The sequence below is a fragment of the Polyangium jinanense genome (assembly GCF_028435265.1).
GTDB classification, from domain to species: Bacteria; Myxococcota_A; Polyangia; order Polyangiales; family Polyangiaceae; genus Polyangium; species Polyangium jinanense.
This window is the reverse complement of record NZ_JAGTJK010000006.1, coordinates 193,909-216,559: the sequence shown is the minus strand read 5'-3', so window position 1 is coordinate 216,559 and position 22,651 is coordinate 193,909. Positions and strand designations below refer to the sequence as shown.

Below are 22,651 nucleotides of genomic sequence, written 5' to 3'. Positions count from 1 at the left end.
TGTCCCGCGCTGGGCCCTCGGCCTCACCCCTCGCCGCTGTCAGCCTCGTCCCCGCTACGAACGTCGTACTTCCGGATGAGCGTCCGCAAATGGCTCCGGTCCATGCGCGCGAGCCGTGACGCCTCCGAGACGTTGCCCTTGGCGCGCGCAACCAATTCGCGCACGTAGCGCTCCTCCCAGCGGTCCGCGGCCCTCTGCTTGGCCATGCGATAAGGCACGCGCAGGTCGAATTCGTCCCCGGTGACGGGGCCCGCGCCGCCCTCGGACGGTCCGCTCCCGAGCGCGAGGAGCGCCGGATCGTCGAGCAGGACCGCGCGCTCGACCGCGGCCCTGAGCTCGCGCACGTTGCCCGGCCACGCCTGCCGGCAGAAGGATTCGAGCAAATCGGCAGGCATGGTCCGCTGCGGCGCGAGCTCGGCATAAAAATGGCGCGCGAGCCGCTCGACGTCGCCCGTGCGCTCGCGCAAGGGCGGGATGTGAATGCGCACGACGTTGAGGCGATAGTAGAGGTCCGCGCGGAACGTGCCGCGGTTGACCTCGGTCCGGAGGTCGCGGTTTGTCGCGGCGATGACACGCGCGTCGAGCCTGATGCGCTGATTGCCGCCCACGCGCTTGACGGTCTTCTCCTCGAGGGCGCGCAGGAGCTTCGGCTGCATGTCGAGCGGCAGCTCGCCGATCTCGTCGATGAAGATGGTGCCGCCCGCGGCCTGCTCGAAGGCGCCGGGGCGATCGGCGCTCGCGCCCGTGAAGGAGCCCTTCACGTGGCCGAAGAGCTCGCTCTCGATGAGCGTCGGCGCGATGGCCGTGCAGTCGAGCACCACGAACGGGGCGCGGGAACGCGCGCTCGCCTCGTGGATCGCCGCGGCGAGCACGCCCTTGCCGGTGCCGGTCTCGCCTTCGAGCAGGACGGTGGTCTCGGACGGGGCGATGCGGGGCAGGGCGGCGAAGATGCGGCGCATGGCGTCGCTCGCGCCGAGGACGGAGCCGAATCGATCCTCGGGGCTCAGGGCCTCGCAGATGTCCTCGTCGAGCAGGTCGACGCGTAACGTCGTGCGCCCGACGCGGACGCGCGCGCCGTCGTCGATATACCCCGTGAGGATGCGGGTGCTGCCGATCCACGTGCCGTTCGAGGAATCGAAATCCCGCAGGAAAAAGCCCTCGGGCGTGGCGGTGATGCTGATATGGTGGCGGGAGACCGTCGGGTCGGAGAGCACGAGGTCATTGCCCTGGGCGGTGCCCACGGAGACCTCGCTCTTCTGGGCGCGCAGGGTGGCCCCCGAGTCCGGGCCCTCGATCACGGTGAGCGAAAAACCTTCGAGCCGCAGCTCTTTCGCGTTGGGGCGGAGGAGCAGGGTGCCATCCGTCGACATGCTGGCACGTTACCACGCGGCGCTCGCTCCGGGGTGGCGGGTCGAGGCATGCGTCCTGGAGGCTCGGGCCTCCAGGGGATGGAGGGTCGGGCCTCCAGGCATGGAGGCTCGTGCCTCCAAGCGATGGCGGTTCGCTCCGCCAAGCCTGGAGGCCAGGCCCTCCAGGGGGCACGCGGCGCGAGGGAAAGTCGCGGTGTCCGCGCTTTTTCCGCGATGTTCCATGTCATGGCACAGAACGTGGATAGTCCAGCTGCCGAGGACTTGGCGGAGGACGATGATCATGACGACGCAGCTCACGCTTCTGGTTTCGCGGTTCGGGTTTGCAGGCGCGCTCCTCGCGTCCGCGCTGGTTCTTCCGGCCTGCGGTGGTGAGCCCGTCGACGTCGAGGATTTCGAGGGGGAGGTGGCAGAGGCCGAGCAGGCGACCGGCCCGACCGGCGGCAACAACCTCCCGCCCTTCGCCATCGACAGTGATCCTCTCAAGCGCAGCGTGACCGACACCTATGGCATCACGTCGACCACGAACCCGGACCCGCTCCCGCTTTGCAAGAATGGCACGGTGACCGCGACGGGCTGTACATTGAAGCCGGAATGGGAGTCGTGGATGGCCGCGGACGGGACGAACCGCGCCCCGATGATGAAGGGAATCGCGAAGTGCTCGGTTTCGACGAGCTTCACGATCACGACGAACGACGGCACGCAGACGTTCCCGGGGCAATGGGACCTCTACCCGAGCTGGAAGACGAATCGGCTGACCGGCGAGGACAAACGCGAGCGCATGAGCTCATGCCTCCTTTCGCTCCTCAATGGGAACAACCAGGAGCTCGCGCTTTGCATCGTCGGCCCGGGCGGTGCGCCCTTCAACACGCCCTGCAGCGATCCGCTTCTCTCGATCCGCGAGGGCGGGTTCTACGGGAACCTGTTCGCCACGAATCCCACCGCGTACGTCGCCGGCCCCGACACCGCGGACCCGGTGGACAGCGGTCGGGCGTGCTTCGCGACGCAGGGCAACTACTGCTGCGCCGAGAATGACACGAACTGCAACCACCGCATCGTGCTGACCGGGGCGATCCTGGGCTCGCCCGATCAGAACTTCGCCAACAAGCGCTGCAATGCGCCGCTCGTGGACGCTGGCGGCGGGCTCTGGTACTGCCCCTCGTTTTTTTCGACCCGCGAGCCGAATCGCAGCTACACGAACGTGTTCACGACGTTCGTCCCGCCGGCCGAGTGAGCCGTCGTCCTGCGGACCTCCTCCCCTCTTCTTCTACCGCCCCTGCACCATTCGATTCACCTTGGCGGCCGCCTTCCCGTAGCGGCCCTCGAGGAGCGGGTTTCCTGCGAATGCCCGCGCGAGGCTCGCTTTCGCGCGCTCGAGCGATGTTTTCGCCTGCGCAGGGGCGACCCGCGCCTTGGCGAGCCCGAGCGCTCCCTCGATCGCGAGTGCTCGCGGCAGGCCTGGAGCGAGCTTCAGTGCCTGCTCGATTCCACGGAGGCCCTCATCCACGACGGGGCCCGGCGGGACCTTTGGCCGCTCGCTCGTGAGCAGCGCCTCGGCCCAGTCGAGGCAGATTTGCCCCAGCAAGAGCCATAGCTCGCTGCGCTCGGGTACCTCCTGGGTCGCCTCGCGCGCGAGGCGCTGGGCTTGCTCGAATGCCGAGAGCGAAAAAGCATCCTCTTGCGGGGCCCACGCTCCCTGCGCTGCCCGCAGCAATGCTTCCACGGCTTTGCAATCGGGGTTTTCGGGTTCGATACGATAACACGGCGTGAGCGTGCCGAGCCCCGCGTCGAGGCTGGGCCGGGGGTCCTGGCCGCGGGTCCGTTCATGGCTGGCCAGCAAGTGGTATGCGCGGCCGAGCTCGTGCTGGACGTACACGAAGTTGGGATCGATGGCGAGCGCAGCTTTGAAGCGATCGATGGCCTTTTGGCCGAGCTCTCGGCCATCTTCTCCCGCGTCGAGCCGGTAGGAAGCGAGGTTCATCGTGGCCAGACCGGCGTTCACGTATGCCAGCGGGTTCTGCTGGTTGATCTGGATCGCGCGTTCCGCCGACTGCACCGCTTCCTGAACGGCCTTTTCCGGGTCCCGTCCGTGGTCGGCCTGCCATTGCGCGAGGTCTGTCAGCCAGACAGCCGTATTGTTGTAACCAATGACGTACCCTTCATCGAGCTGGGTCGCTTTCCTCGTCGTATCAATGGCCCTCTCCAGCAGCTCCTGGCAGTCCTCGTTTCGCCGCTTCTTGCTCGCTGCGGAATAGCCGAGGGCAAGCCCGTAGTCGTTGTAGGCCCACGGGAACTTGGGGTTCAGGCGGATCGCTTCCTGCAAATAGGCATGGGCCTTGTCGAGCAAGGGTTGTACCGGCTGTCCCAGATCGAGCGAGCGTTCTGCCAGCTTCGTGTACGCGAGCCCGGTGATTTCATGGGCATGGGCATCGCCGGGGTGCAACGCGATCGCGTGTTCTCCCGCCGTGATTTGCGCTCGGCGCAGCCGCTCGACGTCCGCCCGAGCGGCGCCATGGCCTTCGCCGTATTGTGCCTGAAAATTGTACGCGAAAGCCTTTTTCGTGTGCCCGTCCGACTCGATCGAAGCCGCGGTCAGCGCCTTGTCCGCCGCGGAGAGGGCCTTGTCGAGCTTCGGCTTCGGATCACGGCCGCTGTAGAGGTCCATCTCCTCCTGCCGGATCCAGGCCTCCGCGAGCGCCTCGTAGAGCTGGTGGTCGCTGCGACCGATGTCCGCGGCCTGCTCGTAATGCGCCACGGCCTCGGTGAAATCACGCTCGGCTGGGGCGTTGTCTCCGCGGTCCTTCGCGTCGAGCGCGCGGGCCATGAACACGTCGCCTTCGAGCTTCTCGGCCTCGTACAGCCACGAAAGTCCGACGCGGGCGCTGCGCGCGCTTTGCAAGGCCTCGTCGTAGCGCCGGTTGTAGAAATGGATCAGGCCTTCGAGGTAACTCGCCGGCACCGTCGGCAGGCCCCGGCAGCGCGTGAGGTGCGTGAGCGCCGGTTCGAGGTACTCCTTGTCGAGCTCCTGCTTGCGCTTCTCGAAATAGCTCTTGTCGCCGCTCCTGCGCGCCTCCTCGATCGCCCGGCTGTAGAGCTCGCCGAGCACCCGCCCGAGCGCGTAATCGAGCTCGGGCTCGCGCACGCCGAGCGACACGGCCTGCGTGAGCTCCGCGTGCGCCCGATCCCACTCCTTCAGCGCGAGGTAGCCGCGGCCGAGCGCATAATGATCGAGCCCCGCCGCGAGGTCGCCGAAGCTCCGCATCTCCGCCTCGATCTCCGCCATGCGGGCGCGCACGACCGCCTTCTCGGGCCCCGTGTCGTGCAGCGGCACGAGGTACGCGCTGCGCACCAGCCATTCGAGGTCCTTCACCGCCTGGCCGAGCTTCTGCCCGAGCTCGGCGCGCTTCTGGGCGATCGCCTCGTTCCGCGCATTGACGATCACCGTGCGGACGCCGTAGCCGGCGAACGCCACGAGGCTCGACACGAGCGCGATCACCGCGAACGCCATCGGCTTGTTGCGCTTGGCCCGCCAGTAGAGGCGCGTCGGCAGGCCGAGGCGGCGCGCGAGCACGCGCTCGCGGTTCAGGAATCGTTCGAGATCGTCGGCGAGCTCGGCCGCGGTCGGATACCGCTGGTGCGGCTCCTTGTTCAGGCACTTGCCGACGATGATGTCGAGCGCGAGTGGGATCGACGGATCCCTCTGCCGCAGCGGGACCGGCTCCTGGATCAGCACCTTGAGCAGGACGTTGACCGCGCTCTCGTCCTCGAACGGCGGCGCGCCGGCGAGGATGTCGTAGAGCGTCGCGCCGAGGCTGTAGACGTCGCTGCGCGGATCGATGCTGCGCACGCTCCCGCGCGCCTGCTCGGGCGGCATGTACCCCGGGGTCCCCATGACCGTGCCCGATTCGGTGAGGCCCTTCGTCTCGCTCGCCTCGCGCGCGAGGCCGAAATCCATGAGCACGGGGCGATACGAGGGATCCGCGTCCCCGTTCTCGCTCTTCTCGACCATGATGTTCGCGGGCTTGATGTCGCGGTGAATGATGCCGATGCGGTGCGCGGCGTGGACGGCCTCGGTGACCGTCTTCATCACGCGAACCCTTTCGTCGAACGTCATCGCCTTCGCCGCGTCGTGCAGCGAGAGCCCCTGGACGAGCTGCATCGCGATGTACGCCTTGTCCTCGACCTCGCCGACCTCGAGGACCTTGCAGACGTTCGGATGATCGATGCGCGCCTGCGCCCGCGCTTCCTGCAGGAAGCGTTTCGTCGTGATGGGATCGGCGCCGTGGATGAACTTGATCGCCACGTGACGCGCGAGCCGCCGGTCGCGCGCCTCGTAGACGGAGCCCATGCCGCCGCGGCCGAGGAATCGTACGATCTCGTAACGATCCCAGCGCTTCGGATCCGCGAGGGGCGAGCGCTCGGAGACGGCGGGCAGATCGGCCGGGATTTCGGCGGGAATCTCGGCCGGGGGCGGCTCGGTGGGAGCTTCTGCGGGGGACGCGCTGGCCGGCGGCGGCGTTTCATCCACGCGCGCCGCGCCACGCCGGCGGCGTCTCTCGCGGGCCAGCTTCACCGTGACCGGGGCCGCTTTTTCCGGGGGAGCGGGCACGATCGTATCGGCGATCGCGAGCGCCTCCGGACCCGAGAGGGTCTTCTGATCGTGGCCTTTTTTGGGGGGCTGGCCCATCACGTCACCTTGGTCTCGGGAGGCCGTCGCTCGTCAAGCGCTACATGCGCAAGGCGGCGCCGGTCGCGTGGCAAACTCCCTTGCAACCGGGAGACCAAGGAACACGCGGAGCGGAGGATGCGGGCGGGAAGCTTTATGTCAGGACGAACGGGGAGAGGGCAGGCTCACTTGCAGGTCGGCGCGACCTGGCCGTCCGAGCCGGTCGAGACATAGGCGTCCGACACATAGCCGTTCCCGATGAAGTCCCAGAGCGTCGAGGTGCCGTAGGTGCCCGTCACCGAGGTCCCCTGCTTCTGGCAGGTGATCGTGACCTTCGCGCCGTCCGCGACCGATCCCACCGCGGCGCTGCTCGTGCTCGCGTCGGCGCGCACCGTGAGGGCGACGCCATTCGTGTTCACGGTGCCGACGACGGACGTCCCGCCGCCGCCGCTGCCGCTGCAGCTATTCTTGCTCGTGTAGTTCTTGGTGCCGTAGAAGTACGCCGTGGCGCCATTGAAGACGGGCCGGATGGCGACGCCATTGCGACGCACCTCGTAATGGAGGTGCGGGCCGGTCGAGCCGCCCGTGTTGCCGACGGTGCCGATCTTCTGGCCCTTGCTCACGCTCTGCCCGACCGAGACGACCTGCGAATTGAGGTGCGCGTAACGGCTGCGATACCCATTGCCGTGGTCGATCTCGATCCAGCGGCCGTAGCTCGTGTTGCCCTCGTTCGCCACGCGGGTGATCTTGCCGCCGGCCGAGGCGACGACCGCGTCGCCGATGTCGTCGTTGCGGTTGAAATCGACCGAGTTCTGGGGGCTGTGGTTCGTCCGGGTTTGTCCGGCCCAGACCTGCCCGCAGGGGAACGGGAGCTGGAAGGCGGGCATGTCGCTCACGCCCTCGCTCGTGCTGCCGACCTCCTCGTCCACGGCTTCCTCACCCGGCGGAGGGCCGTCGTCCAGCCACTCGTCACCGCCGAGCGCCGAGGCCGGATCGAGCTCGTCCGGCGGCTCGCCGCCACAACCGCTCAGCGCGAGGCCAGAGGCAAGGACGAGCACGTTGGAGACAAGGGCCCACTTCGACGTCGTTCGCATGGACCAGCGGTTCAGCAATGCGCGTACCGCCCCGCTATCGTGGAGGCCGGACCACGAAATCGGGCCTCCGCTCCACGGTCGCGGAATTTTTTCGAAGAATGACGGCGTGCTGCATCACGAAATCGGGATCCGGGGTGGGGCACGCGTTCCCCACCCCTTGGGGCAACCGTTCCCCACCCCAGGGGCCTTCACTCATTGCAGACGGCTTCGACCTCGATCGGCGCGGTGATTCCGGTGCCGTCGTTCACGAGCTCGCCGATCGGAAGCCTCGACTCGTTCACGGAGATGGTGGCGCCTGGGTCGATGACCACCCGGCGCGTGGTGCCCTCGATCTTCACCTCGATCTTGCCCTGGGCGGGGATGGGCACCGGCTCCGCGTCGGCAGGCGCGTCCATCCGGACTGTCACCGCAGTTGACGGGTCGATGCGGTACGAACGAATCTGTTTGCCCGGGGTCATGGCACAGGGCGACCACATCATCTCCCCGTGGACGAAGACGAACCCATTCTTTTGCGCGACCTTGTCCGGTACGAACGTGATTCCGCCTTCCCAGACGCACACGGCGTCGCTCCCGTTGTCCACGGGGCACGGCCCGTAGTCGTCGCTCCCGCTGCACCCCATCGCCAAAACCACCGCGCCGAGCGTCGCCACGATGGCATACGTCCCCTTCGTCGCCTTGCCTCGCATGTCATACCTCGCGTTCTCGAAACCTGGGTTTGGGCCCATTTTCGATTCACAAGAGCAACACGCGTGCCGAGGGAGCGCTCTCTCGGGGGATTGCGAGGGGAAGGGGTTACTTCGCCAGCAGACCGAGCTGTTTGCCGAGGAATGTGAACGCGAGCGCGTCCATGTAGGCGCGCTGCTCGTTGTTCGCGGCGCCGCCGTGGCCGCCTTCGGTATTCTCGTAGTAGAGCAGATCCTGCCCAAGCTCGAGCAGCCGCGCGACCATCTTGCGCGCGTGGCCCGGATGCACCCGATCGTCCCGCGTCGACGTGGTGAAGAGCGTGCGCGGGTACCGCGTGCCGCTCTTCAAGTTCTGGTAGGGCGAGAACCTGGCGAGGGCAGCGCGCTCCTCGGGTTTGTCGGGGTCACCATATTCCTCCATCCATGATGCGCCCGCGAGAAGCTTGTGGTAACGCATCATGTCGAGCAGCGGCACCTGGCACACGATGGCGCCGAAGAGATCCGGCCGCTGCGTCATCATGACCCCCATGAGCAGGCCTCCATTGGAGCCGCCGATGATGCCGAGCTTCGCCGCCGTCGTGACCTTGCGCGCGATGAGATCCTCGGCGATGGCGATGAAATCGTCGTACGCGCGCTGCCGATTCTCCTTGAGCGCGGCCTTGTGCCAGGCAGGACCATATTCGCCGCCGCCGCGAATGTTCGCCACGACGTAGACGCCGCCGCGTTCGAGCCACCCGGCACCGGTCGACGCCTGGTAGTACGGCGTCATGGACGCCTCGAACCCGCCATACCCTTCGAGAAGCGTAGGCGCAGTGCCGTCGAGCGGCAGGTTTTTCTTGGCGATCTGGAAATAGGGGACCTTCGTCCCGTCCTTCGAGGTCGCGAACCGCTGGACGACGTCGAGCCCGGCGGCCTCGAAGAAAGCGGGGTTCTTTTTCACGGCCTCGGCGGGGGCTTTTTTGGTCGCGTTCCCGAGGACCAGCGTCGCCGGCGCCGTGAAACTGCTCTCCCAGAGCCAGTAATCGTCGGACGTGTGCTCGTCATAGGCAAAGGCCCAGACCGAGCTCATGGGCGAGGTGTCGAGCTTCGTCCGGACGAACCCATTTTTCGTTCGTGTATGCACGAAGACGGAGCTCTTCACGTCCTCGAGCTCGACCGTCATGAACGCCGTCTTCAAGCCCATGTAGCTCTCGAGCGACGTGTTCGGCTTCGGCTCGAACAGCGCGGTCATTTCGCGTTTTCCAGCGCGGTACTCCGCGAGCGGGGCGATGAGCAGCGAGCCGGCCGGCCAGGTCTTGCCGGCGGCGGTCCACGCGCTGCGCAGACGCAGGAGGAGATGGCTATCCCAGACGCTCGTCTCCGCGTCCTCAGGTTTGTCGATCTTCTCGTATTTGTCTCCGTTCCGGATGTAGAGCTCTTCCGTGAACATCGACGGCCTGCGGGAGATCCAGTCGTACTCCTTGCCGTGGTCGAACTGGCGTTCGCCGCTCACGGACATGTCGGCCTTTTGCCCCTCGAACAGCGTCTTCGCGTCTTCGAGCTTCGTGCCGCGCTTCCACTCCTTCACGATCCGCGGATAACCCGAATCCGTGAGCGAGCCGGGGCCGAAGTCGGTCCCGACGTACACCGTGTCGAGGTCCTTCCAGTAGATGTCGCTTTTCGCCTCCGGCAGCGTGAAGCCGCCTTCGACCATCTGCTTCTTGACCGTATCGAACTCACGGACCACGGACGCGTCCGCGCCGCCGCGGGAGAGGTGCAGGAGGCAACGCTCGTACTTCGGATACAGGCAATCCGCGGCGTGCCAGACCCAGTTCTCGTTCTCGGCCTTGGCGAGGGCGTCGAGGTCGAGGACGAGCTCCCATTCCGGTGCCGGCTTCTTGAACTCGGCGAGCGTGGCGCGGCGGTAGATGCCGCGTGGGTTCTTGTCGTCACGCCAGAAGTTGTAGACGTACTTTCCCCGTACCTGCGGCATGGGGATTTTTTCCTTGGAATCGTAGATGCGGCGCAGCCGATCCCGCAGCGCGCCGAACCCCGGAACGGCTTCGAGCTCCGCCTTCGATTTCGCGTTTCGCTCGGCCACCCACGCGAGCGGCTTGTCCCCGAGGACCTCTTCGAGCCAGAGGTAGGGATCTTCGACCTTGGGCTCGGACTTGCTCATCGGCGGGGCCTCCGTCTTTGCCGGCGTTTCGTTCGCGACCGTCGCCGCGGGCGTCGGTGTGGGGGGTGGCGCGTTTGGCGTGGCACACGCGCCGAGCAGGAGCGCGCCGAGGAAGGGAGCCAGGGTTCGCATGGCGCGCAGTAAAGCGTATTTCTGGGCGCGCCGGAAGGCCACTTCAGGCCTCGTCGTCGCGGTCGTCGCGCGCCGCCCGCTCCTTCGCCTCGCGTGCGGCGCGGACCGTGCGGTCGAGCGGGATCAGGCGATCGATACATCGCGCCGGAACGGATCGGCGAAACACGAGCTCGACGGTCTCGTCGAAGAGGTGAAACGCCGCTCCTCCCGCGCGGACCAGCTGGTTCACGACGAGGCCGACGCCCGCAGGTCCGTGGACCTTCACGGTCAGGTCCGCACCGAATCCCTGGCGTGCGGTGCTGGTCACGAAGGAGCGTACGTCCTCGGTGATCGTGAGCTCCGCTGACAGGGCCGCGTCGAGGCCGCGAAGGACGGGCTCGGCGTTATCCGATTCCAATTCGACATAAAGATCCGCGGGCCAGCAGCCGGGCGGCGGGCGGAACAAGACGGCGATCGGTCTGTCCTTTTTTCTCCGGGTATACCGGAACAGTCCCTTCCACAAAGTCAGCGACGTGGAGGGCGTGCTGAGGAGGAAGTGCTCCTCTTCTTGCTCCGCGCGGAAGGACCAGCGAGGAATGTCGAAGAGCGGGATGCAATAGACGCCGCGCCCACGACGACCGCCGCCCTGGCGCAATCCATTGCGCTTGATCCGGCCGACGGCATTCGACGGTGCGAGGTGCGCGAAGAGCATGAACGTCCCGCCCGAAGGCCGCCGTCAGGTGAGGTCGAGCTTCATGCCCTCGTGGGACGCGGTGAAGCCGAGGCTCTCGTAGAAGCGTTTGGCGTCGGTCCGGGCCTTGTTCGTGGTGAGCTGCACGAGCCGGCAGCCGCGCGCCCGTGCTTCCTCGATGGCCCACGTCAGCATGCGCCGGCCGATGCCCGCGCCGCGATGGCTCTCGGCCACGCGTACGCCCTCGACGATCATTCGCAGGCCGCCCTGATACGTGAGACCCGGGATGTATGTGAGCTGCAAGCAACCAATGACGGCGCCGCCGTCCTCGACCACGACGAGGCGGTTGTTCGGGTCGCGCTCGATCGCCTCGAACGCTTGATAATAGCCGTCGGGCAGCGGGCCCTCGGTGGTCTCGCGGGTCGCGCCGAGCGCGTCGGCGGCGAGGAGATGGACCACGGTCGGGACGTCGTCGCGGCGGGCATCACGGAAAATCATGGGGATTGGCGTAACGTGTCGGGGAAAAGGCCGCGCGTCAAGGTTCGGGGGAGGGCTCTACGGGCGCCTCGTTCGCGGCCATCTGCCGCCGTCGCTTTCGTTCTGCGATGATGTCGCGGAGCCGTCCGACCGCGCCCTGGCAGGCATCGGCGAACACGAGGAGCTGGGTCAGCATGGCGATCCACGGCGCCGCGTAGGGCCGATGGCTCGACGAGCCGAAGCCGCCCGCGAAGATTGCGTTGATGAAGCAAAAAAACGCCCCGAACCCGGCGAACTGCGTCGAGCCGAACTCCATGGCCAAGCGCGCCGCGGCACTACGCGCGCGATGCTGCAAGAAGCCCAGCAAGACCGGTATCAGGACGATGACGGCGATGGCGATGCCGTTGCTCGGTTCCTCGGTCAGGAGCTCGACGCCGGTGAACGTCTTCGGGCCGCCCTGGCACGAGGTGCGCTGGCCCCATTCGAAGGGGAGCGTGAGCGCGAAGAGCGCGAGCAGGACGAGGCGCCGATACGGGCTTCGGCGTGGCTTGTCGCGTGGGATTTCGGGGAGGTCCGGATCCGGGCCGCTCGCTTGTTCGTCCACCATCGAGGGGGATGGTATCGCAAAAACGGTCCGGCCCGGATCGATTTCGTTGGGTTCAGGGGGGCGGCACGAACTCGAGGGCGAGCTGGAAGTCCCCCGCGTCGTTGAAGGGGTTGAAGGTCGCCGGGTTCGAGCAGATCCAGCCGCAGAAGCCGCCGCCGCTCAAGTTCACGACGCGGTTGTCCGAGCTGTAGACCGCCGAGCCCGAGGAGCCTGCACCGCCGACCTGGAACGCGTCCTCCGCCACCGCGAACGGCGTGCCGGTGAGATCGATGTTGCCGATGCCCGAGGGCGACGCGTCGCAGGACATGCCCACGCCGTACGGCATCGACGTGACCGACCCGCCGCCGTGAATGAGTTCCCCGCTCGACGAGGAGAACGTCTGGTCGCCGATATCGACGAGCAGCGTCTCCGGATCGATCCGGATCTTCGTGTAGCTCGTCCGCACGTTCGTGCCCGAGACGGCGCCGCCCGTGGTGTACTGCGAGAAATTCGCCGAAGCGCTCGTGTTCTGCAGCGTGAGGTACTCGGCCGGCGACGACGCCATGTTGTGGCAGTACGCGGTCCAGCCCTTCGCCACGTCGTGGTCGACGTGCAGGAGGTAATGGCCGTCGCCGGCATTGGGCGTCCGGTTCCGGATCTCCTGGCACGTCGCCGGGGGCGGCGGCGGAGGCGGCGGAGGCGGCGGCTGCGGGCCGAGGGCCTGCTCGGTTTCCGCGAGCGAATCCTCCGAAAGGTCCGCGGCGTCGAGATCCGAATCGCTATCGGCGATGCAGCCGGTCATGAACGGGGCGAGGATGGCAAACGAGAGGGCGAAACGCGAGATGAGGTTCTGAGCGAGGTTCATGGTCAGCTCCAGCAGGGCTAAAGTGTTTTTCCTAGGGGGATTCGTCCCCCCGTCGTTCGTGACCATGGCAATTGCACCGGGCGTGCCAGAGGCGCGCGGCCGCGTGTTTTCCGCGATTTTTGCGTGAATCGCCCCCATTTCGTGGCGAGCGCCTTCGAGCCGCACGTCGGTCGTGGCGGCGCGGTTGAGGGTGGCAACCGCCAAGATGGAGGCTCGGACCTCCAACCGAGGCCTTGGCCGTCGTGATGGCGTGGTCGAGCGCCCCCATGGTACCGTCCTCGCTGATGGAAGCCGTGCGCGCCGCTCGTCACGTGGGTCTGCTCCTCGCGTTCCTCGTGACGGGTTGCCAGCGGGGCGGGGGAGAGGCGGATTCGTCGCGCGCTTCGGCCTCTTCGGCCGCGCCGAGCGCCTCGGCCGCGCCCGTGACGGAGGCGCCTTCGCCTCCCGTCGCACCCTCGACCGCGGCGCCGAGCGCGGTGGCTCCGGCGCCCGAGCCGCCATTCGATCCAGAGAGCGTGACGGCCGTCATCGTCTGGCAAAAGGGCGACAAGGCCAAGGGCGGGTTTCGCTCGTCGTGGGTGGAGCGGGTCGCGGACAAACCCGAGGTCAAGGGCGAGCGCCCGGGGATCCTCGTGGTCTCGTCGACCTCGATCTGGTCGCTCGGGACGACGATCGTGAAGGGATGCCCGCAGTATGCCTTCGACGCGGACGGGCAGGTCGTCGTTCGAAACGGGCAGCCGGTCCGGGTGAAGCCGGATCTGAAGATGCCCGAGCTCGTGCGCGCCGAGGACGGCAAGCGCGTGGCGCCCTGGAAAGACGGTCACGGATATCCGACGATGGGCACCCAATGCGAGAGCTCGCTCGAGGAGTACGGCGTCCACGTGCAATTCGAGGGCGGCATGGGGCCGTTTGTCGTGGCCAGCGTCAACACGTATGCCAACCACGGCGGCGCGCATGGAATCCGCGGGCAGAATTTCGTGACGATCGACCTCGACCGAGGAGAGGCCGTGGAGCTCGGCCCTCCCGAGAAGGACAAGGCCGCGCTGGTGAAGGCCGCGGCGGCCGGCTTGAGCGTCGAGCCAAAAGAGGTCCGGCCGGCGGGCGTCGTGCTCATGTATGGGCCGCTCGGCGCGGGCCTCGCGCTCTACCGCTTCTGGGCCTTCGCGCCGTATGTCGGCGGCCTCGGGGGCAACAGCTATAGTAACGATTTCGTGGTCAGCTCGAAGAGCTTACCCGCGGCGCTCGAACGGTACCAGAAGCTCCCTGCCTGGGTCGTGCCGCATCTGAACGGGAAATCGCTCGTCGTCTTCATGGTCCCGCCGGCGCGAAAGGCAGTGCTCCGGCAGCACTTCGACGCGGCCTATTCGAAGTGACGACGGCGACGGCGCTTCCCCTGCGCGCGCTCTTCGTGCGATGCTCGCACGCATGAAGGACAAGATCATCGTCATCACCGGGGCGAGCGCCGGCATCGGTGCCGCGATCGCTCCCAAGGCGGGGGCCGAGGGCGCGCGTGTCGTCCTCGCCGCGCGCCGGCAAAAGGAGCTTTCGGAGGTGGCCGCCGCGTCCGGGCCCGACGCGCTCGCCGTCGTCACGGATGTGACCGTGCGTTCCGACGTGGAATCGCTCGCGCGGCAGGCCCTCGATCGGTTCGGTCGGGTCGACGTGTGGATCAACAACGCGGGCCGCGGCATCACCCGCGCCCCGTCGCAGATCACGGACGACGATCTCGACATGATGATGCGCGACAACGTGAAGAGCGCGCTTTACGGCATGCAGGCCATCTTGCCCCATTTCAAAGAGCGCAACGCGGGGCAGATCATCAACGTCTCCTCGATGCTCGGCCGCATCCCGTTCTTCGCCGCCCGGGCCGCGTATTCGGCCTCCAAGCACGCGCTGAACGCCCTCACCGCCGGTCTGCGCACCGAGCTGCGACATACACATCCTGGCATCGTCGTCACCACGGTCTCGCCCGGGGTCGTCGCGACCGAGTTTGGCCTCAATGCATTGCACGGGGGCGTGGATTCTCGATCGCTCCCGGGGGCGCAGAGCGTCGACGAGGTGGCGGACGTCGTGCTCGACGTGATCCGCAATCCGCGGATCGACGTGTACACGCGCCCCGTCTACGCCGACAACGTCCGCCGGTATTACGAGGACATGGACGCCTTCGAACGGGCCTCGTTCGTCGGGCCGAAGTGATGCACGTAGGGATCACGATGAAGCGCGCCGCAATCGCTGCCTGCCTGATGGCCGTCTCTTGCAAGCCGACCGGCGAAGGCCCTGCGAAGGAGGCTCCGGCCGCCCGTCCGCTCGGCGAGCTCCTCCAGCAGCAGGATCTGAATTACGACGACCTCGGCAAAGACTTTCGGCGGACGCGCGGGCAAGCGTTCTCCAGGGCAGGCGCGCGTGATGCATCCGGGTGGCCTCCGCCCGACGCGACGAAGATCACCGTCCGGTACACGAATCCCGACAGCTGGGGTTCGGATCCCGACGCCCGCACGGGCAAGGGCCGGCGTGATTGCCTCGTCGCCCTATGCCCGACTTCGAAGGAGATCGTCGAATCGGACCTCGAGGTGAATGGCATGCACGCCATCCTGGAGCTGCCCGCGGCGGATTGCCAGATCCGGCTGACGACCCGGGATTTTCACGGCTACCCGGCGGCCCACCTCCACCGTGAGCCGGGTCTCCCCGGCACGCAAGGGTACGACGCGCCGAAGCTGCCCGCGGGGACGTCGGTGGGCGCCGTGATCGATCTGGGAGAAGTGACTCCTCCGCGCGAATGACTGCGGCCACGGCGCGTCGCGTCGACACGTTATCGAGGGCACGGCTCCGACGCCGATTCGACGGTTGAAATTTCGGCGGTGGGGGATAGGATGCCGCCGTGCCTAGCGAACGCGACGCTTCCTTCACCTTGACGAGCCTCGACGAGGGGCGATCCCTGCGGCTCCCGAACCTCCGGGTCACGGTCACGCTTCCGGATCGGCAGAACATCACGGCGCCCCTCGGGCTCGCGCCCCTCTTGCTCGGCAAGAGTCCCGAATGCGATCTCGTCGTCACCGATCCCAAGGTGTCGCGGGTGCATTGCGAGCTCCGTCTCACCGAGCAGGGCGTCCTCTTGAAGGACATCCAGAGCCGAAATGGCACGTTCATTCGTGACGTCCGCGTCGTCGAGGCATTCCTTCCGCCGGGGGTTCCTGCCACGGTGGGCGATTCGACGCTCGTCGTGCAGCCGTCCGGCGGGGCCGCTGTCCTTCCCCTCTCGACGCGCGGCTCGTTCGGCGACGCGGTGGGCGAAGGCCTCGCCATGCGGGCGCTCTTCGCCCGATTGGAGCGGGTGGCGAGGACCGACGAGACCATTCTCTTGCTCGGCGAATCCGGCACCGGCAAGGAAGTGCTCGCCCGCTCGATTCACCAGGAGAGCCGGCGCAGCCAGGGCCCCTACGTGATCGTCGATTGTGGGGCCATTCCGCCCTCCACCATCGAGGCCGAGCTCTTCGGGACCGTCACGGGCGCGGCCACGGGCGCGGTGAACCGCGCTGGCTTCTTCGAGGCCGCGCATCAGGGGACGATCTTCATCGACGAGATCGGTGAGATGCCGCTCGAAGCGCAGCAGAAATTGCTCCGCGTGATCGAGGCGCGGACCGTGCGGAGGCTCGGATCGACGCAGGAGCGGGCGATCGATGTGCGGATCGTCGCGGCCACCCATCGGAACCTGAAGGCCATGGTGGCCGAGGGCAAGTTCCGGCAGGACCTGTATTTCCGCCTCTCGGTGCTCGAGCTTCAGGTGCCGCCCTTGCGTGAGCGACGGGAAGACATTCCGCTGCTCGTCGAGCGTTTCCTTTCGATCCGCAATCCCCCCTTGAACGCCTCGGATTTGCCGCCCGAGACGATTCCGATGTTGATGGGGTACGACTGGCCGGGCAACGTGCGCGAGCTCCGGAACGTGATTGCGCGCCTCGTGGTGTTTCCCGAGCTCTTGCACGAGATTCTGGGCCCTTCAGCGGGGCACGCGCCCGGGGCCAGCACCACGCCGCCGCCGCGCGAAGGCGAGGCGGAGAAGGTGGACCCGGAGGACCTGAAGCTCGGCAAATTGCTCGAGCTCTCGCTCCCCGAGGCGCGCGAGGCCGTGCTGGCGGAGCTCGAACGCAAATACGCCACCGCCAAGCTCCGCAAGTACGACGGCAACATCTCCCGCGCGGCCGAGGCCATGGGCGTCTCGCGGCAGCTCTTGCACCGATTGCTCGACCGGCACGGGATCAAGGCGAAGGAGGGCATCTCCGAGACCCCGGCGTCCCGGCGGACCTGATCACGCAATGAAATACGGACGGCTGCGAAGGAACGAGCCCGGACAAACGCAGGACGCGACAGTCGGGCAGGCGGAGCCGCCGCGCGCCCCGCCCATCGTGGGCGGTGAAGCGACGGCCCCCGCGTCCGCCGTGACCCCGAAGCTCGACGCGCCGCGGACCGAGCCTCTAGAGAACATACCGCCGGACGCGGGAGCCGAGACGTCGGAGATCCCGCCCACGCTTTATTCGCGCTTCGAAGCATTCGAATTCCTCGGGCGCGGCGGAATGGGTGCCGTCTACAAGGCGCGCGATTTTCGCCTCGGCCGCGAGGTCGCCATCAAGCTCCTCTTCGGCGCCGATCCCGAGCTCGGCGGCAGCATGCTCCGTGAGGCTCGCTCGCAGGCGCGCATCACGCACGAGAACGTGTGCGAGGTGTACGAGGCAGGGACGGCCGATCACGTGCGGTTCATCGTCATGCAGCTCCTTCATGGCGAGCCGCTCGACAAGGCCCGTTCGGCAATGACGCTCGAAGAGAAGATACGCGTCGTCCGGCAAGTTGCCTCGGCGCTCCACGAGGCGCACCGGCTCGGGCTCGTGCACCGCGACGTCAAACCCGCGAACATCATGGTGGAGCGCGGCGAGGACGGGGCGTGGAAGCCCTATATCATGGATTTCGGCCTCGCCCGTGAAATGGGAGACACCGGGGCGACGGTGACGGGCGCGCTCATGGGAACGCCCTCGTTCATGGCGCCCGAGCAGGCAGCGGGGAAGGTGCGGTCCCTCGATCGTCGCACCGACGTGTATTGCCTCGGCGCGACGCTTTACGACGTCCTCGCCGGAAGGCCGCCGATCGTCGCGGACAACCTCGCGGCGCTGCTCCAGGGAATCGTCCATGACGAGCCTCCGGCGGTCCGGCAGATCGATCGCGACGTGCCCCAGGACCTCGAGGCGATCGTGATGAAATGCCTCGAAAAGCAGCCTTCGGCGCGGTACGAATCCGCGAAGGCGCTGGGCGACGATCTGCAGCGGTTCCTCGACGGCGATCCGGTGGAGGCGCGCAGGCAATCCCTTGGATACGTCCTGTGGAAGCGGGCGCGGCGGCACAAGGGGAAGGTGGCGCTCGCGAGCGTCGCGCTCGTCGTCGCGGCGGTGCTCGTCGGGGCGTGGATACGCGAGCGGCAAAGGGCCGCCCACCAGGCGACGCTCTCGCGCGAGATCGGCGAGAGCGTGAAGGAGATGGAGTTTTTCTTGCGAAACGCGTACGGCTTGCCGCTCCACGACGTGGATCGCGAGCGGAGGATCGTGCGGGAGCGGCTCCTGACGATCGCCTCGTGGATGGACACCGCGGTGGAGATCAGCGTGGGGCCGGGGCATTATGCGCTCGGGTGTGGGTACCTCGCGCTGCAGGAGCACGCGGAGGCGCTCGCGCACCTGAAGCAGGCGGAGGCCGCGGGATATCGGTATGTGGGGCTCGATTATTCGATGGGGATGGCGCTGAGCGAGATCTACAAGAACGAGCTCGCGGACACGAAGCGGATGGAAGGGGAGCGACAGAAGCAACGCATCGCGGTGATCGAGGCGGAGTACAAGCTGCCAGCACTCGTGCACCTCAAAGCTGCGCTCGGGGGGAAGATCGCGGCGCCGGCGTACGTGGAGGGGCTCATCGCGTATCACGAGGGGCGACACGAGGAGGCGCTCGCGAAGGCGCGGGAGGCGTTCGAGAAGGCGCCTTGGCTCTACGAGGCGCGAAAGCTCGAAGGGGACGTTCTTTTCGCGATGGGAAGGAAATACGGCCACGACGCGGCGTTCGATCACGAAAAGATGTCGCATTGGTTCGGGCAGGCGGGGGAGGCGTATCGCGCCGCCGCCGATATCGGGAGCAGCGATCCGGCCGTGCACGTCGCGATGTGCGAGCTGTTCACGCAGGAGATGAACGGCGCGCGCGCCGCGCAGAAGCCCCTCCGGCCGAGCTTCGCGGCGGCGCAGGAGGCGTGTGGAAGAGCGATCGCCGCGAGCCCTGCGACCGGGCTCGGACACCTGCAATTGGCGCAATTGCATTCGCATTTCGCGTGGCACGTCGCCGTCGGGGACGCGCCCGACGAGCAGCCGGAGGTCGCGATCGCGAAGGCCATCGAGCACGCGGAGGAGGCTGCGCGGAGGAGCGCCGAGGGCGAGCCGATGGCGTGGTACATCGTGGCCGCGGTGTGGCGGACACGGGTCCTTCACGCGAGCGATCGCGGCCTGGATGTCGTGCCCGCGGTCGATCACGCCATATCGGCGTACGACGAGGCGCTGAAGCGGGATCCCGTCTTCGTTTGGGCGCTCAACGAGAGCTGCTCAGCGTATTACTTTCGCGCGCAGCACGAGTTCATGCACGGTATCGATGCGCGGCGCTCCATCGAGGAGGGGCTCCGGCGCTGTGACAAGGCCGTCGAGATCGACCCGAGCTTCTCCTATGCGAAGCTCACGGCGATCGATCATCGATTGCTCCTGGCGGAGCAAATGGTGGCGGCGGGGCAATTCCCCCGGGACGTCGCGCAGGAGGCGGAGACGCTCATCGAGGCGTTCCTGCAGCAATCACCACGCTCGTCCGTGCCGCATCGCTTCCGCGCCACGCTGGCGCTGATCGAAGCGACGCACCTCCTCGAATCCGGCGGCGACCCGACGCCTGCGTTGCTCCGGGCCGACGCTGGCACCGAGGAGCATGCTCGCCTGGCGCCGACGTCCACCCACAACCACAATCTCCGCGGGAGAGCTGCAACGATTCGCGCGCAGCTTCATTTCGAACGCGGAGAGGACCCGTCACCCTGGATCCTCGAAGCGAGGGACGCCTTCGGAAAGGCCATGAAGGCCAGGCCGAATGATCTGAAGTATCGGGTGTGGGGCGCCCTGGTGGAGACGATTGCTCTGCGCTGGGCGGTCCAACGCGACAAGGCCAGCGACGCGGAATTCGACGCCGTGATCGCCTCCGTTTTGCCGCTGCTCGACGTGAAGCGCGCCGAGCCTCGGCTTTACGTCGCGCTTGGCGAAATCCATGAGCTCAGAGGCCGGTTTCGGAGCGGGCGGGACGCCGATGCGGAAACCGAAATCGCGAAGGGGCTCGGATTCCTCACGCAGGCGCTTTCCATGCATCCGCGGATGTCGAGCGCGCTCGCGTGCAAGGGCAGGCTCTTGCTCCTGCGGGCGACCGTGGCGAAGGGGGAGAGCGAGGCACGGGAGGCCGCGAAGATGTCCCTGGAGGCATTCTCGGCGGCCACCCGGGAGAATCCGCTCGTCGAGAGGATGGACCGGCAGGCCATCGAGACCGCGCGGCGCCTTGCGCGGTAGGCACCGGCGCGCGGCCTTTGAGATTGCTTCATCAAGGAACGTCGCCGCACCCGGGGGCCGCGGTGATGGTCCAGCTGCTGAGCCAGGTCTTGATGGCGGGACGGCCGAGGCAGCTCCAGTTTTTCGTGACGGGGTTCTGCGTGCAATCCGTATCCGTGCTCGTTCGCATTTCCACATTGCAGTCGGGGATCGCGTCGCCCGGATTGTCCCCCGATGTGCAAGTCCGCGTCAGCAGCGACATGTACGTGTTTGGGCATGGCAGGACGATCTCGTCCAAGGGCCAGACGAAGTACTCGCGTTCTCCCGTGTCCGACAGGCGAGCCACCCAGAGGGCCTCTTCGATGTTGTACTTGGAGGTCTGCCAAAAACCCGAGATGCCGTTGGAGGTGACGGAGTCCCCCGTGATCCGAATCTGCACCGGCTCCTCCTTGGGGTTGATGTTCACGATCATGCACGTGAAGAGGTCCAGCTTCTCGGAGAGGGTGAGGCCGCGGGTCGTCCATTCCGTCGTGGTCTCCAAGTGGCCCCACCCGACGTGACCGCCCGGTCCGACGGTTCCCTGCGGCAATGCGCAATGGATCGCATACGCGAGCGTGCGGCTACCCGTGTCGGCCAGCAGCGCGGCCAGGGCCGCATTTTCCGGATCGTTGAGGCTGAGGTCCGCCGCGGCCCAGAGCATATCCGCGTGCCCGTGGAAGTCGTCGGTGCCGAGGCTGTTGGTTCCGTGATCGCCGCCCTCGAGCGTCTCGAGCCCGACACCGTCGATGGGGCCGACGCCATCCTCGGCGAGGCACCCCGCGGTGAGGAGACCGAGACCGATCGCAGAAGCGAGGATGAAGAAGCGGTGGGGCGTCATGGCGTTCGCGTCCTTTTTTAAAGCTTTGGCGACGTCTTTGTCCGTCGCGTGGACATGCTCCTACATAACAAGACCCATGCCAGGCCCCAAGAGCGCTCTGGCGCATGAGCCATTGCACGAAACACGCGCCTCGACCCGGCTTCGCGTGACACGGCGCCGCGACACTGTCACGCCGTCGTGACAGCCGGCGTTCCGTCCTCGTGACAGCGTTCCGGGTGGCGATCCTCAGGGCCCGACGACGATGTGCATTGCAGCGCTCGTGCCAGACCGGCCCCCGGGCATCGAGGGGATTGTCAGGTGCGCGTGACAGTCGCGGTCCGGGCGTCGTCACGGCGGCGCGACGGGTGTCATGCCGCCGTGACGGTAGATCGGGAGGGGACAGAGCGAAGGCGACGTAAGCTGCGCCGGAACGCGGCTCAAACGCGAGCTCCACGACGCAGTCCGCGCCTGGCACGCTCTCTGCGAAGCAGTGCCGTGCCTTGGAAAACGCAGCATCAGGAGCACCTACGAAGAGGAACTGCCTCACCTTCGGATTCGGCATTGCTCTCGCGGCGAGCACCGCCCTCGCCCAGGTGACGACGTCTCTCTCCGATCGGCTCGCCGCCGTGGGACGCCATTATGGCGACGCGGTGGGGTACATCCCCATCCACACGAAGAATGACGGCGTCAAGTACGTCGCCACCGCCGACGGCCAGGATCCGTTCGTCGTGTACAACGTGGGCGACAAGGTCGCGAACGACGCCACGCTCGCGGTTTGCGGCATCAACGCGGCCGGGGAGCTCGCCGGATGCGATCCTGCCTATGGCGCGACTGTGCTGTACGCCCTGGAGGACCTGCAGAGCTCGAGGCTCGACCCGAGCGACAGGACGGCGGAGTGCCACGTGCTCTTCGGGACCACCGGGCACTGCAAGATCAGAAGGCTCGACGGGAGCGCGTCGTGCTACGTATGCAGCGGCGGATCCTGCGCCAAGACCCACTGCTGATCACGAACCCGCGTTCAAACGGTTCGTCCGCGCGCTACGAGGCCGCGGGCGCGTCGAGAAATTCATAATCGAACGTGTAGCGATGTTCGCCGCCCACGATGTCGATTTGCATGCGGCCGCGCAGCCCCGTGAGCGCGCCCGTGGCGGTGTCTGGTACGACGGTCAGCGAAAGCGAGGCGGCGCCGCGGTCCATCGTGCCGCTGTGTTGCAGCACGAAGCTCCCGGCGCGCCCGTCGAGCGTCCCTTCCACGCGCTCGATCGCCACGTACCCGGCCGAACCCTTCACGCCGGACACGGCGCTGATCATCTCTACGACGCTCGTGGCGACAAGCCCGCCCTCGAACCGTTTGTCGAAGCGGCTGCGTCCGAGCGTGGCGCCTTCGCGGGTATCGTACGGCGGTTCGGCGGTGCGGGTGATATCGAATCGTCCCTGAGCCTTGTGGTTCATGGCTGCCGAAGGTACCGGGACAGACCCCGATGCGCAAGCACTGTCGACCGTGTGCT

At 67.1% G+C, this 22,651-nt stretch carries 18 protein-coding genes; 7 read left to right on the top strand and 11 right to left on the bottom strand.

The annotated features are described in order from the left end of the window. Positions 1-23: 23 nt before the first annotated feature. Entirely contained in the window at positions 24-1,370 is a 1,347-nt protein-coding gene (locus tag KEG38_RS15885) for a sigma 54-interacting transcriptional regulator (RefSeq protein WP_272420305.1), read from the bottom strand. Positions 1,371-1,650: 280 nt separating this feature from the next. Here KEG38_RS15885 and KEG38_RS15880 point away from each other — a divergent pair, with 280 nt between their 5' ends. Continuing rightward, complete coding sequence (locus KEG38_RS15880) at positions 1,651-2,601, top strand: hypothetical protein (RefSeq protein ID WP_272420304.1); 951 nt, start codon at positions 1,651-1,653, stop codon at positions 2,599-2,601. A 33-nt stretch (positions 2,602-2,634) separates the two neighbouring features. On the opposite strand, the gene KEG38_RS15875 is transcribed toward KEG38_RS15880, so the two are convergent. From KEG38_RS15875 to KEG38_RS15840, 8 genes are all read right to left on the bottom strand, one after another. Further along, complete coding sequence (locus KEG38_RS15875) at positions 2,635-6,054, bottom strand: serine/threonine-protein kinase (RefSeq protein ID WP_272420303.1); 3,420 nt, start codon at positions 6,052-6,054, stop codon at positions 2,635-2,637. A gap of 164 nt (positions 6,055-6,218) precedes the next feature. Continuing rightward, entirely contained in the window at positions 6,219-7,127 is a 909-nt protein-coding gene (locus KEG38_RS15870) for a peptidoglycan DD-metalloendopeptidase family protein (protein WP_272420302.1), read from the bottom strand. A 188-nt stretch (positions 7,128-7,315) separates the two neighbouring features. Further along, the gene (locus KEG38_RS15865; protein WP_272420301.1) at positions 7,316-7,813 is read right to left on the bottom strand and encodes a hypothetical protein; all 498 of its coding nucleotides are present in this window, start codon (positions 7,811-7,813) and stop codon (positions 7,316-7,318) included. Between the two features lie 106 nt (positions 7,814-7,919). Then, positions 7,920-10,100 (bottom strand): prolyl oligopeptidase family serine peptidase, encoded by a 2,181-nt coding sequence (locus tag KEG38_RS15860; RefSeq protein ID WP_272420300.1) that lies wholly within the window; start codon positions 10,098-10,100, stop codon positions 7,920-7,922. 43 nt (positions 10,101-10,143) lie between these two features. Next, a complete protein-coding gene (locus KEG38_RS15855; protein WP_272420299.1) occupies positions 10,144-10,791 on the bottom strand; it encodes a hypothetical protein in 648 nt (215 codons plus the stop codon). A gap of 24 nt (positions 10,792-10,815) precedes the next feature. Next, positions 10,816-11,268 (bottom strand): GNAT family N-acetyltransferase, encoded by a 453-nt coding sequence (locus tag KEG38_RS15850; protein WP_272420298.1) that lies wholly within the window; start codon positions 11,266-11,268, stop codon positions 10,816-10,818. Between the two features lie 37 nt (positions 11,269-11,305). Beyond that, complete coding sequence (locus tag KEG38_RS15845; protein ID WP_272420297.1) at positions 11,306-11,854, bottom strand: hypothetical protein; 549 nt, start codon at positions 11,852-11,854, stop codon at positions 11,306-11,308. A gap of 52 nt (positions 11,855-11,906) precedes the next feature. After that, the gene (locus tag KEG38_RS15840) at positions 11,907-12,698 is read right to left on the bottom strand and encodes a GON domain-containing protein (protein WP_272420296.1); all 792 of its coding nucleotides are present in this window, start codon (positions 12,696-12,698) and stop codon (positions 11,907-11,909) included. Between the two features lie 266 nt (positions 12,699-12,964). Here KEG38_RS15840 and KEG38_RS15835 point away from each other — a divergent pair, with 266 nt between their 5' ends. The 5 genes from KEG38_RS15835 to KEG38_RS15815 all read left to right on the top strand — a co-directional run bounded on the left by KEG38_RS15835 (position 12,965) and on the right by KEG38_RS15815 (position 20,308). Then, complete coding sequence (locus KEG38_RS15835) at positions 12,965-14,071, top strand: hypothetical protein (protein ID WP_272420295.1); 1,107 nt, start codon at positions 12,965-12,967, stop codon at positions 14,069-14,071. A gap of 52 nt (positions 14,072-14,123) precedes the next feature. Further along, positions 14,124-14,894 carry an SDR family NAD(P)-dependent oxidoreductase gene (locus KEG38_RS15830; protein ID WP_272420294.1) on the top strand — a complete coding sequence of 257 codons (771 nt, stop codon included), beginning with the start codon at positions 14,124-14,126 and terminating at the stop codon, positions 14,892-14,894. Between the two features lie 17 nt (positions 14,895-14,911). Next, the gene (locus tag KEG38_RS15825) at positions 14,912-15,478 is read left to right on the top strand and encodes a hypothetical protein (protein ID WP_272420293.1); all 567 of its coding nucleotides are present in this window, start codon (positions 14,912-14,914) and stop codon (positions 15,476-15,478) included. Between the two features lie 98 nt (positions 15,479-15,576). Beyond that, complete coding sequence (locus tag KEG38_RS15820; RefSeq protein WP_272420292.1) at positions 15,577-17,001, top strand: sigma 54-interacting transcriptional regulator; 1,425 nt, start codon at positions 15,577-15,579, stop codon at positions 16,999-17,001. A 7-nt stretch (positions 17,002-17,008) separates the two neighbouring features. Next, complete coding sequence (locus KEG38_RS15815) at positions 17,009-20,308, top strand: serine/threonine-protein kinase (protein ID WP_272420291.1); 3,300 nt, start codon at positions 17,009-17,011, stop codon at positions 20,306-20,308. A 31-nt stretch (positions 20,309-20,339) separates the two neighbouring features. On the opposite strand, the gene KEG38_RS15810 is transcribed toward KEG38_RS15815, so the two are convergent. Then, the gene (locus KEG38_RS15810) at positions 20,340-21,164 is read right to left on the bottom strand and encodes a hypothetical protein (protein ID WP_272420290.1); all 825 of its coding nucleotides are present in this window, start codon (positions 21,162-21,164) and stop codon (positions 20,340-20,342) included. A gap of 572 nt (positions 21,165-21,736) precedes the next feature. Here KEG38_RS15810 and KEG38_RS15805 point away from each other — a divergent pair. After that, positions 21,737-22,147, top strand: a complete 411-nt coding sequence (locus KEG38_RS15805) for a hypothetical protein (RefSeq protein WP_272420289.1) — start codon at positions 21,737-21,739, stop codon at positions 22,145-22,147. A gap of 34 nt (positions 22,148-22,181) precedes the next feature. On the opposite strand, the gene KEG38_RS15800 is transcribed toward KEG38_RS15805, so the two are convergent. Beyond that, positions 22,182-22,595, bottom strand: a complete 414-nt coding sequence (locus KEG38_RS15800; RefSeq protein WP_272420288.1) for a DUF3224 domain-containing protein — start codon at positions 22,593-22,595, stop codon at positions 22,182-22,184. Positions 22,596-22,651: the final 56 nt, after the last annotated feature.

What these genes read in the sequence shown, in the direction of transcription:
- KEG38_RS15840 (WP_272420296.1), bottom strand. Translation starts at nt 12,698, where the DNA reads ATGAACCTCGCTCAGAACCTCATCTCGCGTTTCGCCCTCTCGTTTGCC.
- KEG38_RS15810 (WP_272420290.1), bottom strand. Translation starts at nt 21,164, where the DNA reads ATGACGCCCCACCGCTTCTTCATCCTCGCTTCTGCGATCGGTCTCGGT.
- KEG38_RS15880 (WP_272420304.1), top strand. Translation starts at nt 1,651, where the DNA reads ATGACGACGCAGCTCACGCTTCTGGTTTCGCGGTTCGGGTTTGCAGGC.
- KEG38_RS15875 (WP_272420303.1), bottom strand. Translation starts at nt 6,054, where the DNA reads ATGGGCCAGCCCCCCAAAAAAGGCCACGATCAGAAGACCCTCTCGGGT.
- KEG38_RS15850 (WP_272420298.1), bottom strand. Translation starts at nt 11,268, where the DNA reads ATGATTTTCCGTGATGCCCGCCGCGACGACGTCCCGACCGTGGTCCAT.
- KEG38_RS15800 (WP_272420288.1), bottom strand. Translation starts at nt 22,595, where the DNA reads ATGAACCACAAGGCTCAGGGACGATTCGATATCACCCGCACCGCCGAA.
- KEG38_RS15825 (WP_272420293.1), top strand. Translation starts at nt 14,912, where the DNA reads ATGAAGCGCGCCGCAATCGCTGCCTGCCTGATGGCCGTCTCTTGCAAG.
- KEG38_RS15870 (WP_272420302.1), bottom strand. Translation starts at nt 7,127, where the DNA reads ATGCGAACGACGTCGAAGTGGGCCCTTGTCTCCAACGTGCTCGTCCTT.
- KEG38_RS15835 (WP_272420295.1), top strand. Translation starts at nt 12,965, where the DNA reads ATGGTACCGTCCTCGCTGATGGAAGCCGTGCGCGCCGCTCGTCACGTG.
- KEG38_RS15885 (WP_272420305.1), bottom strand. Translation starts at nt 1,370, where the DNA reads ATGTCGACGGATGGCACCCTGCTCCTCCGCCCCAACGCGAAAGAGCTG.
- KEG38_RS15860 (WP_272420300.1), bottom strand. Translation starts at nt 10,100, where the DNA reads ATGCGAACCCTGGCTCCCTTCCTCGGCGCGCTCCTGCTCGGCGCGTGT.
- KEG38_RS15855 (WP_272420299.1), bottom strand. Translation starts at nt 10,791, where the DNA reads ATGCTCTTCGCGCACCTCGCACCGTCGAATGCCGTCGGCCGGATCAAG.
- KEG38_RS15815 (WP_272420291.1), top strand. Translation starts at nt 17,009, where the DNA reads ATGAAATACGGACGGCTGCGAAGGAACGAGCCCGGACAAACGCAGGAC.
- KEG38_RS15865 (WP_272420301.1), bottom strand. Translation starts at nt 7,813, where the DNA reads ATGCGAGGCAAGGCGACGAAGGGGACGTATGCCATCGTGGCGACGCTC.
- KEG38_RS15845 (WP_272420297.1), bottom strand. Translation starts at nt 11,854, where the DNA reads ATGGTGGACGAACAAGCGAGCGGCCCGGATCCGGACCTCCCCGAAATC.
- KEG38_RS15830 (WP_272420294.1), top strand. Translation starts at nt 14,124, where the DNA reads ATGAAGGACAAGATCATCGTCATCACCGGGGCGAGCGCCGGCATCGGT.